8 protein-coding genes are annotated in these 11,498 nt (G+C 73.6%); 6 read left to right on the top strand and 2 right to left on the bottom strand.

The window, feature by feature from the left end; all coding sequences use genetic code 11:
• The first annotated feature begins 25 nt into the window (after positions 1 to 25).
• Both ACZDYF_RS01395 and ACZDYF_RS01390 read left to right on the top strand, forming a co-directional pair.
• Entirely contained in the window at positions 26 to 214 is a 189-nt protein-coding gene (locus ACZDYF_RS01395; protein WP_138823125.1) for a hypothetical protein, read from the top strand.
• Positions 215 to 341: 127 nt separating this feature from the next.
• The gene (locus tag ACZDYF_RS01390; RefSeq protein ID WP_475052190.1) at positions 342 to 1,574 is read left to right on the top strand and encodes a GNAT family N-acetyltransferase; all 1,233 of its coding nucleotides are present in this window, start codon (positions 342 to 344) and stop codon (positions 1,572 to 1,574) included.
• Here the strand turns inward: ACZDYF_RS01390 and ACZDYF_RS01385 are convergent.
• A complete protein-coding gene (locus ACZDYF_RS01385; RefSeq protein WP_475052188.1) occupies positions 1,546 to 5,970 on the bottom strand; it encodes a LamG-like jellyroll fold domain-containing protein in 4,425 nt (1,474 codons plus the stop codon). The two genes, ACZDYF_RS01390 and ACZDYF_RS01385, sit on opposite strands and share 29 nt — an antisense overlap.
• A gap of 208 nt (positions 5,971 to 6,178) precedes the next feature.
• Here ACZDYF_RS01385 and ACZDYF_RS01380 point away from each other — a divergent pair, with 208 nt between their 5' ends.
• The 4 genes from ACZDYF_RS01380 to ACZDYF_RS01365 all read left to right on the top strand — a co-directional run bounded on the left by ACZDYF_RS01380 (position 6,179) and on the right by ACZDYF_RS01365 (position 10,396).
• Entirely contained in the window at positions 6,179 to 7,537 is a 1,359-nt protein-coding gene (locus tag ACZDYF_RS01380) for a hypothetical protein (protein ID WP_475052183.1), read from the top strand.
• Positions 7,538 to 7,667: 130 nt separating this feature from the next.
• Positions 7,668 to 8,405 carry a protein kinase family protein gene (locus ACZDYF_RS01375; protein ID WP_191791014.1) on the top strand — a complete coding sequence of 246 codons (738 nt, stop codon included), beginning with the start codon at positions 7,668 to 7,670 and terminating at the stop codon, positions 8,403 to 8,405.
• 105 nt (positions 8,406 to 8,510) lie between these two features.
• Complete coding sequence (locus ACZDYF_RS01370) at positions 8,511 to 9,353, top strand: polysaccharide deacetylase family protein (RefSeq protein WP_191791015.1); 843 nt, start codon at positions 8,511 to 8,513, stop codon at positions 9,351 to 9,353.
• Positions 9,350 to 10,396 (top strand): glycosyltransferase family 2 protein, encoded by a 1,047-nt coding sequence (locus tag ACZDYF_RS01365; protein WP_475052167.1) that lies wholly within the window; start codon positions 9,350 to 9,352, stop codon positions 10,394 to 10,396. The genes ACZDYF_RS01370 and ACZDYF_RS01365 overlap by 4 nt, the downstream gene beginning before the upstream one ends.
• 40 nt (positions 10,397 to 10,436) lie before the next feature.
• On the opposite strand, the gene ACZDYF_RS01360 is transcribed toward ACZDYF_RS01365, so the two are convergent.
• On the bottom strand, positions 10,437 to 11,423 hold the full coding sequence (locus ACZDYF_RS01360; protein WP_475052164.1) for a glycosyltransferase family 2 protein: 987 nt from the start codon (positions 11,421 to 11,423) through the stop codon (positions 10,437 to 10,439).
• Positions 11,424 to 11,498 lie beyond the last annotated feature (75 nt).

Below are 11,498 nucleotides of genomic sequence, written 5' to 3'. Positions count from 1 at the left end.
GACGACACCTGGTGGGGGGCGAGCGATGGCATGGAACGACCGCGGCATCCTCGCCGCGACGCTCGGGCACACGGGGCGGGCATGGACCGACGCGTCCTCGGACCCCGCCCCGGCTGCCCCCGTGTACCTGCGTCGCACGGCCTACCGTGGCCCCGAGCTCGGCCTCCTGCACCCCGGTGAGGGCCCGCCGTCGGGCCTCCCGACGGTTCGCTGACACCTCCTCTCCTCCCTGACCGGGTCGATCGAGGATCTTCTCTCGCCCCCGCCGCTCCCCCGTGCAGCCCGCAAGGGCTCGCTCCGCCGTGCGGCCCCTCGTGCCGCCTCCCCTCGAACGGGACCCCATGCCTTCGAACGACTCGCCCCGCCTGTCCGTCCGCCTCGCCGCGGTCTCCACCCTCGGGCCCGAGGACGTCTCCCGCTGGAGAGACCTCGCCGACCACTCCGCCGAGCCCAACGTGTTCTACGGGCCGGACTTCCTGGTCCCGACCGCCGCGCACTTCGACCCGGACCGCACCCTGCGCCTGGTGGTCGTCGAGTCGGACGGCACGTGGCTCGCACTCATGCCCTACGAGATGGTCCCGGCGAACCGTCGCTGGCCGCACCGGCACGCGTCGAACGACGGGCCGATCCTCAACCAGTTCACCTCGCTCGGCGTCCCGCTCCTGCGCGAGGGCAACCCCCGGCGCGCAGCGACCGGCCTCGTGCGAGCGTTCCGGCGGTTCTCGCACGAGCTGGGCGGGAGCATCGAGATGGCGTTCGTCTCGGGCGACGGGCCGGGCGGAGCCGCGCTGCAGCGGGCCTTCGCGGACGAGGGCTCGACGCTCCACGTCTGGGGCGGCGACGAGCGCGCCGCGGTCCGCTTCGCCGAGGTCGAGGCCCCGGGGAGCTTCGGCTACCTCCCGAGGTCGCGCGCCAAGGCCGTCCGCCGTCGGGCCCGTCGCCTCACGGAGGCAGCCGGCGTCCCTGCCGAGCTCGACACGCTGACGCTCGAGGTCGTCGAGGACCCCGCCGAGTTCCTCCGGTTCGAGCTCGAGACCTGGAAGGCGGACCCCGACCGCAACGGGGTCGGCTTCTCCCGGCTGCGCGAGGGACCCGAGTGGTTCGTGGACGTCTTCCGGGCCCACGCCGCCGCGGGGCGCGCGACCCTCCTGGCCCTGCGGCCCGCGGGCGAGACCCTCTACATGGCCGCGTTCCTGCGGTCCGGAGGCACGCTGTTCGCCTGGTACGACGAGTACGCCGAGAAGTGGGCGCAGCACGCGCCCGGCGTCCTGGGTCGCCTGCTGACCGTCAAGCGGTTCGCCGCCCAGGGCGACCTCGACCTGCTCGACTCGTGCATGCACCCGTCGCTGTACCCCGACCAGAACGAGCTCTACCCCTCACGGCTGCGCACGGTGTCCTTCACGGCCGCACTGGGTCGCTGGCCGGGGCAGCTGCTGCTCCGGGAGATCGTGGCCCTGGGGCACGGCCGACGGGTGCTCGCGGGCCGGGTCCGCGCGGCCCGGGACGAGCGTCGCTCCCGCGGAGAGCGATCTGCGTCCCGGGACGTCAGGCAGGCGGCGGAGTCTGCGTCCTGAGCGTGGCGACCTCGGCCGCGCTCAGCGCCCGGTCGTAGAGCCGCACGCCGTCGACGGCTCCCTTGAGCGGGAGCGTGCCGCCGGGCTGCCCGCCCAGGAGGAGCGGGAGCGTGTTGACCCCGGCCGCCGCGGGACCCGCGACGTTCCCCTGCTCGACGCCGTCGACGTACAGGCGCATCCGCTGCCCGTCGTACGTGCCCACGAGGTGCACCCACGTGGTGCCGTCGGACGGATAGGTCGACGTGGCGTTGACGCGGAACGTGTCGCCCGACGTCGCCTGGTTGAGCCGCAGGAACGCCTTGCCCGCGCTCGACAGGCCGAGCTCGAACCCGTCGGTCGCGCTCGGTGCGGCCTTCTTGACGACGTACTGGGTCGCGACCTGCTCGGGCCGCACCCAGGCGGCGACCGTCAGCGCGGTCGAGACGTCGAGGGCGTTCGCGTCGGGGATCGTGACCTTGCCCGTCGCGCCGTCGAACCGCACGGCAGACCGGCCCCCGGCCGTGACCCATGCCGTCCCGCCCGAGAGGGTGCCTGCGTTGCCCCAGCCCGACGAGTCGGCCGTGGCGAGGCCGGTGCCCTCGTCGAGGTCCCACGCGCCGCGGAGACCGTCTGCGGGCGCCACCTGGACGGTCGCCGTCGCGACGTTCGACCAGAGTCCGTTCGCACCCACGCGGAACGTGAAGCTCGTCGTCCCGACGAAGCCCGCGGGGGGCGTGTAGGTGAACGCGCCCGTGGCCGGGTTGGTCACGGTCACCGTGCCCGACGACGGAGCGGCCACCACCTCGAACGTCAACGTCCCCCCGCTCGGTGAGCTGCCGGTGAGCGTGCCCGTGACGGGCGTCCCGCTCACGGTCGACGCGGACACGTCCTGCGCGACGGGCGGTGCGGCCGGCGGCTGGACGGCCTGGCGGAGTGCCTGGACCTCCGCCCCGGACAGCGCCCGGTCGTACAGCCGGGCCTGGTCGACCGCGCCCTGGAAGGGGTACAGGCCGTCGGGCTGCGCGCCGATCGTCAGCGGCAGCGTGTTGACGCCCACCGACGCGGGACCGGCGATCGACCCCTGCTCGACACCGTCGACGTAGATCCGCAGACGTTGCCCGTCATAGGTCCCCGCCAGATGCACCCACGTGGTCCCGTTCGTCGGGAGCACCGACGTCGCGTTGACCCGGAACGCATCCCCCGACGTCTTCTGGTTGACCCGCAGGAACGGCTTCCCGGCGCTCGAGATCCCCAGCTCGTACCCGTCCGCAGAACCCGACACCGCCTTCTTCACCACGTACTGCGTCGCATGGCGCTCGGGGCGCACCCACGCCGACACGGTCAGCGCCGCTGACACGTCCAGTCCGTCCGCGTCCGGCACCGCGACCTTGCCCGCGGTGCCGTCGAGGTGCACGGCCTTGCCGTCGACCCCGGTCACCCAGGCGGCGCCGCCCGACAGGGTCCCGGTCTGGCCCCAGCCCGACGAGTCGGCGGCCGTGGTCCCGGTCCCCTCGTCGAGGCCCCACAGGCCGCGGATCCCCGCGACCGAGGTCACGCGCACGCTCTGCGTCGCGACGTTCGACCACGTCGTGCCCGCCTTGACGCGGAACGTGAAGCTCGTGGCCCCGACGAAGCCCGCGGGGGGCGTGTAGGTGAACGCGCCCGTGGCCGGGTTCGTCAGAGCCACCGTGCCCGACGACGGAGCGGCGACCACCTCGAACGTCAGCGCACCGCCGCTCGGCGAGCTGCCCGCGAGCGTGCCCGTGACCGCGGTACCGGTCGTCGTGGTGGAGGCCCCGTCGGTCGCGACCGGGGTCGTGGGCACGGGACCGCCGCCCTGGACGAGCTCGGCGACCTGGGCCGCGGTGAGCGCCCGGTCGGACAGGCGCACCGAGTCGACCGCGCCCTGGAAGGGGTACAGGCCGTCGGGCTGCGCGCCGATCGTCAGCGGCAGCGTGTTGACGCCCACCGACGCGGGACCGGCGATCGACCCCTGCTCGACACCGTCGACATAGATCCGCAGGCGCTGCCCGTCATAGGTCCCCGCCAGATGCACCCACGTGGTCCCGTTCGTCGGGAGCACCGACGTCGCGTTGACCCGGAACGCATCCCCCGACGTCTTCTGGTTGACCCGCAGGAACGGCTTCCCGGCGCTCGAGATCCCCAGCTCGTACCCGTCCGCAGAACCCGACACCGCCTTCTTCACCACGTACTGCGTCGCCGACCGCTCCGGACGCACCCACGCCGACACCGTCAACGCCGACGACACGTCCAGCCCGTCAGCGTCCGGCACCGAGACCCGGCCCGTCGACCCGTCGAGACGCACGGCCTTGCCCGCCTTGCCCGTGACCCAGCTCGTCCCCCCGGTCAGCGTGCCCTGGAAGCCCCAGCCCGAGGAGTCCGCCGTGAGCACGCCCGCGCCCTCGTCGAGCTCCCACGTGCCCCGGGCACCGGCCACCGCCGTGACCCGCACGCTCTGGGTCGCGACGTTCGACCACGTCGTGCCCGCCTTGACGCGGAACGTGAAGCTCGTGGCCCCGACGAAGCCCGCGGCAGGCGTGTACGTGAACGCGCCCGTGGCCGGGTTCGTCACGGTCACCGTGCCCGACGACGGAGCGGCCACCACCTCGAACGTCAGCGCACCACCCACCGGCGACGACCCCTTGAGGGTCCCGGTCGCGGCGACCCCGACGGACGTCGCCGTGAGTCCCGCCGTGGCGACCGGCCCGCGCGGGTCGATCCACGGCAACCGCGCCGTGCCCGCGGTCGAGCTCGAGGCGGCCATGACGAGCGTCGCGCCCGGTACGTTCTGCTTGGCGCCCGTGACGTTGTTGTACGTCCCGTCGAGAACGGTCGTGGCGCTCTGGGAGAAGCTGATCGACGCGAGCGGCGTCACCTTCTCGATGATGTCGTCGAGGACCTCGCTGTGCGTGTAGACGACGCGCAGGAGCCCCGTGACCTCGTCGATCTCGACGATCGGGCGAGTGCCCAGCCGGTCGACCTCGTAGAACGGGTCCCACGTGCCGTTCGGGCGGCGGACGAGGAGCCCGATGACCGTGGCGCCCTGGGAGTCGTACGACGTCTTGACCGCGGCGTACAGGGTCCCGTCGGACGCGACCGCCACGTTCATGTGGTCGTCGGCCATGCCGTCGCCGAGGTCCAGGGCCGAGGACTGCGCGGGCTTCTCGTCGGCCGTCCACGTCGCGGGAGCAGCGCCGTCGACGTGCGTGCGGAAGCCGAAACGCTCGGTGCTCTGGTTGGACCAGAGCACCCCGATCTTCCCGCCCGGCAGAGCCGTGACCATGCCGATGTCGTCGTCCAGGACACCCGAGGCCACCGTGACGGGGGCCGAGAACGACGTGTACGGGGAGTCGGCGTAGCGCGCCTGGATGCTCGTGCTCGTGTCCGAGACCAGCCACAGCCGGCCCGTCGAGTCGACGTCGATCGTGCCCGTCTCGCTGCCCGGCAACGAGACCGGGGTCGCGGTCTGCCGCTGGGACCACGGCTGGTAGGAGCTCGAGGACGCGACGTACTCGACCGAGACGAGCGACGTCGTCGGGCCGTGGAGCAGGACGTGCGCGACCTCGCCCACGACCTTGACGTCCGCGCGCACGTCGGTGCGGTCCGAGATCCGCACGACGTTCGTCCAGGTCCCCGCAGCCTGGTCGTAGCGCCAGACCCACGTCCCCGCGGGGGTCGTGCTCGTCGACGCGAGCGCGGCCCACCAGGTGTCGTGCGCGAACCACAGCTTGGACTGCGGCTTCTCCCCCGTGTTGCCGCTCAGCGGGACCGCCGTCGTGGTCAGGGCGGTCTCGGCGGCCAGGGCGCTCGGCCCGCTCGGCGTGCTGGGCACAGCGTCGAGCGACGGCGCGGGCTCCTGCCAGGCCAGCGTCACGAGGCCCGGCTCGCCGGCCTTGGTACCGACCTCGACGAGGTACTCCTCACCCTCGACCGCGTCGAACGTCACCCGGGAGGTCGAGACGTCGCCGTCGTCGTCGTTGGTCGCGACCACGGTCCTGGGTGCGGACGCGCGGCGCACCGCGACCGTCGTGTCGAGCTCGCTGCCGCTCGTCGAGAAGCTGATAGGGCCCGACGTCGGAGCCGTCCACCGCCACCACAGCGACTTCGCGACGGTCGACGGCGTCTCGGGGCCGGCGCCGTCGGCCGAGAAGTTGGGCGCGACGTCCTGCCCGACCGCCCCGCCGATGGCACGGCTCTCCGACCGGCTGTCGCCCTCGACGGCGGTCACGGGGACGGGCGTGGGCGATGACGCCGAGGCGGGCCCTCCATCCACCGTCACGACCGACCCGGCCGTGGCGAGGACGAGCCCGGCGACCACGAGGGGCGCCACGACGCGCGCGATCCTGCGGCGGGCGGTCGGCGGTCGACGGGGCGGGCCGTCGGGGCGTGCCGTCATGATCGATCCTGTCCGGAGTCCCTGGTGGTGGATCCGTACGCGGCGAGCGACGGCTCGCGACGTACCCCCGGAGCGGCCACCAGGTCCCATCGAACCATCGGCGCGGAATCCTGCGGAAGGTCGGCGGTCAAAGTTCACCCGGGCGAGAGGCCCCTCCCAGCGCGTCGCAGCCCCGCACGACGAACGAGGTGTGCGTTACTGTCGCGCCATGAACCGTCCCGGCAGCGACCTCGACCCTGCGCGGACCGAGCCTCCTGCCCGGACGCCCGTCTCCTCCTACGACCCCGCGGACCTGACGTACCGGTGGTCGCCCGAGGTCGGTGCGTTCGCCCACCAGTACGACCGCGACCTCCAGCTCCTGGTCGTGTGGTCCGGGGGGCGCACCCACGAGGCGGAGATCCTCGAGCGCGTCGCGGCCGACTTCACGATCCTCGCGCAGGTCGAGGTCCGGTGGAGCGCCGAGAAGATGGTCAACGACTTCGAGCGGCTCTACGGGCAGACGCTGTGGGGCACCTCGCCCAAGCACGAGGAGGTGGGCGACGGCCCGTTCCTCCTGCTGATCCTGGAGGACCACGCCCCGGCCTACTCCTACCGGCAGAACGTCACGGGCTACGTCGAGCTCACCAACGTCAACGTCGCACGCGTCAAGGCCGCGGCCCGCGCGCTCACCGGCGGGTACCGCATCCACTCGAGCAACAACATCCGCGAGTTCTTCCGCGACGCGACCCTGGTCCTGGGCCCCGAGCGCCTGCACGAGATCATCGCGCAGGACGGCCCCTCGAGCGGCACCACGGTGCTCGCGGAGGACGTCGTGGGCAGCCACGGGTGGGACAGCCTCGACCAGGTGTTCCGCACCCTGCGCTGGACGTCCCGGTACGTCGTGCTGCGCAACTTCGACGACCTCCCCGGCGCCCTCGAGGACGACCACGAGATCGACGTGCTGTGCGACGACCAGACGGACCTCGCGGCCGTCCTCAACGCGACCGAGGTCTATCCCGGTCCCGAGGGGGCCCAGTTCCGCACCCTGGTCGGGGGCGAGGAGGTCTTCTTCGACACCAGGTACGTCGGGGACGGATACCTCGACACCGAGTGGCAGCGCGAGATCCTCGCACGCCGCGAGTGGCGGGACGGCCAGGTCGCGGTGCCCCGGCACGACGACCACCTCTTCTCCCTGCTCTACCACGCCAAGGTGCAGAAGCCCGCGGTCAAGCCCGCCTACGTCGGGCGGCTCACGCAGCTCGCCCTCGACGTCGGGCTGCCCGAGCAGGTCGCGCGCACCGTGACGCACGACGCGGTCGCGGCCTCCCAGCTCGACGGATACCTCGCGGGGCACGGGTTCACGGTGCCGCTGCCCGTCGACCCCGCGGTGCACCGCAACGCCGAGTTCCTCGCGCTCTTCCGGCTCACGCCGCTCGCCGACCCGCCGCTCAAGGTCGCGACGGCCGAGCTCTGGCAGTCCGCGAAGCGCAGCCCCGTGGCCCGCGCCCTGGGCAGGTCCCGCGCGGTCCGGGGCGCGTACCACCGGCTGCGTTCCGCGTTCCACGCCCTCAAGGACCGCGGGGCCTGACGGGCGTCTCCCCGCGGATTTCGCCCGCTCTCGCGGCGTCCTGCCATGGACCGCCCGCAGCGCTCACCGCTACCGTTGCCGGATCGATCGTGGGGGTCCGCGACCGCACACCACCAGTCGAGGAGTCGTCATGAGCATGCCTGCCGTCCAGGCGGAGGGCCCGCCCCGCTCGCTGGTCCGCAGGGTCGTGGACCGGGCGCGGATGGTCTACATCTTCGGCAGCCCTGTCGGTGCGACCTTCGTCAAGGCCACCGACCGCTCGGTGACCGTCTACACCACGACCGGCGGGCGACCCACGGTCTCGAAGTACTTCGCCCGCACCCGCGTCGGCAAGGACGCGTTCCTCGCGGAGAAGGCCACGGGAGACCTCTTCGGCGACCGGCCGTGGCGCATGCCCGTGGTCCGGTGGCACCGTCGCGGGTTCACGGTCCCGCGCCTGCCGGACGAGTCCCGGCTCGACGTCGCCGGGCAGCAGCTCTCGCGGGAGGACCGGGTCGACCTGGGGGCGTGGACCCTGGACGTCCTGCTCGAGATCTACCTCACGGGCAACCTGCACGGCGACCTGCAGCCGCACAACATCTGGATGCTCGACGGCAGGCCCGTCGTGACCGACTTCGAGACCTTCGGGCCGCGGACGCGGGGCATCCCGTTCCTCGACTCGGGGGACATCACGGGCAACGACCCGCGCCCGCGCGACCGGAGCCTCGACCCGGCCTTCGACCCCGAGGACGACTGGTCGTTCCACCACATGCTCGGCGTGAGCCTCCAGGACGCGCTCGACGCCCTCCGGCCCCGGCTCGTCGCCGCGAGCGCCGAGGACCCTGCGGCCCTCGCGAAGCTCGAGGCGCTCGACGGGGTCCGCACCTAGGCGGGACGCGCACGCGCCCGCCCCGTGGCACCCGTAGCATCTGCACCACCCCGCCCGGCCCGTCCGGCGCGGTCCCCGTCCCGGACGACCAGAGAGGGTCAGCCGATGTCCGAGTCCCTGCCCGGCGGATCCCGTACCGCGGCCCGTCGCGCTCCCCGCGGGATCGTGGTCCGTCGCCGCGACATCGAGAGCAGGCCCGCGCCCGTGGGGGGCGGGTTCGCGGAGGTCGCGTACACGCGCCTCCCGCTCCCTCGCGCCCTGACGCGCGCGCTGGGCACGTTCTGCGTCAACACGTCGGACCGGGTCGTGTCGATCACGTACGACGACGGCCCGCACCCCGAGCACACGCCTCGCCTGCTCGACCTGCTCGCCGCGCGCGGCGAGACCGCGACGTTCTTCGCGCTCGCCCGGCAGGTGCGGGCGCACCCGGAGATCGCCCGCCGCATCCTCGCCGACGGCCACGAGCTCGCGCTCCACGGGCAGGACCACCGGTCGCTGCTGACGATGGGGGACGCCGAGGCGGTCCGGTACGTGCGGGACGCGAGGGACGAGGTCGAGTCGATCGTCTCGGCGCCGCTCGTCTCGTTCCGGCCCCCGTACGGCGCGCACACGGTCCGCCAGGCGCACGGCATCGCGGGCCTGGGCATGGACGTGCTCATCTGGTCGGGCGACGCGTTCGACTGGGTCGACGACGAGGAGGAGCGGATCGCCGAGCGCGCCCTGTCGACGATCTTCCCCGGGAGCATGCTGCTGCTCCACGACGACCGGGGCGACCCGGAGACGCTCGGGGACGACGAGGTGTTCCCGGCCTTCGACCGTGCCCGGGTCCTGGACCTGCTGCTCGACCGTCTCGCGGCCGACGGCTACCGGACCGTCACCGCCCACGACCTGGTGACCACCTACCAGCCCGTCATGAGCATGGCCCGCGAGAGGATGCGTCAGACATGAGCACACCCACCGGCGCGCAGGCCCCCCCGGAGCTCTCGGTGATCATCCCGGCGTACGACGCGCAGGAGACCCTCGGGGTGCAGCTCGGCGCGCTGCTCGCGCAGCGTCCCGCGTGGCCCTGGGAGGTGATCGTGAGCGACAACGGGTCGAGCGACGGGACCCGTCGGCTCGTCGGGGAGTGGACCGAGCGCATGCCCGAGCTCCGGCTCGTCGACGCCTCGGCCCGCCGCGGCCCCAGCGCGGCCCGCAACATCGCCGTCGCGCAGGCGAGGGCGCAGGCCCTGGCGTTCTGCGACGCCGACGACATGGTCGCGGACGGCTGGGTCGAGGCGATGCACCGCGCGCTGGCCGAGCACGAGTTCGTCGCGGGCCCGTTTGAGGGCTCCCGGCTCAACGCCGGCCTGACGTCGTCGGTCACGTGGACGGCCCAGACGGACCGGTTGACGGTCAAGCCCGGGCTGGAGCAGTTCGTCACGGCGGGCTCGGGCAACATGGGCGTGCGCACAGCGGTCTTCGACGAGGTCGGGGGCTTCTACGAAGGGGCCCGGACCGCGGAGGACGACGACTTCTGCATCCGGGTCCAGCTCGCGGGCCACGACCTGGTGTTCGACCCGGACATCGTGCTGCACGTCCGGCGCCGCGACGGTTTGCGGAACATCGCCCGGCAGTCCTTCGCGTACGGCGCGGGAGAGCGCTGGCTGAGCCACCGCTACGCGCTGCTGTACGCGCAGGCTCCGCGCACGACGGGCACCTCCGAGCCCCCGGTCACGGCCGTCGTCGCGGACTCCGCCCCGGCGGAGAGCGCGCAGCGGGCGGGCGTCACAGGCCGCCTCGCGGGGATCGCCCGGCGCGGCCGGGTGTTCGCCGTCCGTGGTGGTTCGTTCGTCCGGAAGGCGCTGCGCAAGGCGTCCACGATCCGGCGCCCGGGGGACCTCTCCGACCTGGTGTGGCGGCTGGCCTGGAGCGCCGGGTGGAGGTTCGGGCGGGTCCCTGCGGCTCCGCCGATCGTCCCGCCGCCGACCTGGCGGCAGGACGAGTCCTAGTCCTTCGTCTCGCTGGCACCGGCACCCGTCGCGCTGCCCGTCACCTGCCGACGGCCCGCCGCACCCGCTCGCGGACCCAGTCCAGGGGCGCGAGCGGCGCGAACCGCGCGGCCCAGGCGACGTGGCCGAGCGCGGCGCCGAACCGACGGGCCGAGATCTCGGCCCGCGCAGCCCGCGCAGCGCTCCACGCCGCGAAGCGGTCGTTCGCGCGGAGCCGGTCGCGGTAGGCGGCGTCGAGTCCGCCCCGACCGGCATGGTCGGCATGGTCGGCAGGGCCCGCAGGGCCGCCGCGCTCGGCCGCGCGTGCCTGCGAGCGCCGCTCGCGCAGGATCACCCGGATGCCCGTGGCGAGGTCGCGGTAGGCCCGCGTGGTGTTGCCCGGGTGGTACCGGTAGTCGACGAGGACCTCGTCGACGAAGACGAACGGCCCGAGCGTCGCGGCCGCGAGGACCAGGTCGAGGTCCTCGCCCTGCCGGTACGCGGGGTCGAACCCGCCCAGGGCGTCGAAGGCACCGCGGCGGATCACGAGGTTGGGCAGCATGATCCCGGTCCGGCCGCGGACGACGTCCCGTGCGTCGCGGGCCGGGCGCTGGTCGGCGCCCACGAGCTGCTCGCCCGCCGGGTCGACCGTGCGCATCGCGCAGTAGGAGATCACGGCGTCGGGTCGGGCGGTCAGCGCGTCGACCGCGAGGCGCAGCCTGTCGGGGTGCCAGCGGTCGTCGTCGTCGAGGAACGCGAGCAGCTCGCCCCGGGTGTGCCGGACGCCCGTGTTGCGCGCCGTGGAGACGCCCGACGGGTCCAGGCGCAGGACCGTCCCGACCCCCGCCTCCTCGACGAGGCCGCGGATCACGGCCGGGTCGGGCGATCCGTCGTCGACCACGACGAGCTCGACGTGGGGGTAGGTCTGCGCGGCGACCGAGGCCAGCGCCTCGGCCAGGAACGGCCCGCCCCGGTTGGTGGCGACGACGACGCTCACGAGCGGTGCGGCGACGGCAGCGCCTGCGGCGTCGGGACCTTCGTCGGGCACGGCGCTCCTCGGTTCGGTCGGGGTGAATTCGGTGAGATCGCAGGGGCCGAGACCCCTCGCTGGTGGACAATCTCC

This window comes from Oerskovia sp. PE-21s, from assembly GCF_056158145.1.
Note: the sequence above shows the minus strand (reverse complement) of the source record. Positions and strands in the feature narration are given on the sequence as shown.

Bases quoted from the DNA above. Each gene is read 5' to 3' on its own strand.
- ACZDYF_RS01365 (WP_475052167.1), top strand. From the start codon at position 9,350: ATGAGCACACCCACCGGCGCGCAGGCCCCCCCGGAGCTCTCGGTGATC.
- ACZDYF_RS01390 (WP_475052190.1), top strand. From the start codon at position 342: ATGCCTTCGAACGACTCGCCCCGCCTGTCCGTCCGCCTCGCCGCGGTC.
- ACZDYF_RS01380 (WP_475052183.1), top strand. From the start codon at position 6,179: ATGAACCGTCCCGGCAGCGACCTCGACCCTGCGCGGACCGAGCCTCCT.
- ACZDYF_RS01395 (WP_138823125.1), top strand. From the start codon at position 26: ATGGCATGGAACGACCGCGGCATCCTCGCCGCGACGCTCGGGCACACG.
- ACZDYF_RS01375 (WP_191791014.1), top strand. From the start codon at position 7,668: ATGAGCATGCCTGCCGTCCAGGCGGAGGGCCCGCCCCGCTCGCTGGTC.
- ACZDYF_RS01370 (WP_191791015.1), top strand. From the start codon at position 8,511: ATGTCCGAGTCCCTGCCCGGCGGATCCCGTACCGCGGCCCGTCGCGCT.
- ACZDYF_RS01385 (WP_475052188.1), bottom strand. From the start codon at position 5,970: ATGACGGCACGCCCCGACGGCCCGCCCCGTCGACCGCCGACCGCCCGC.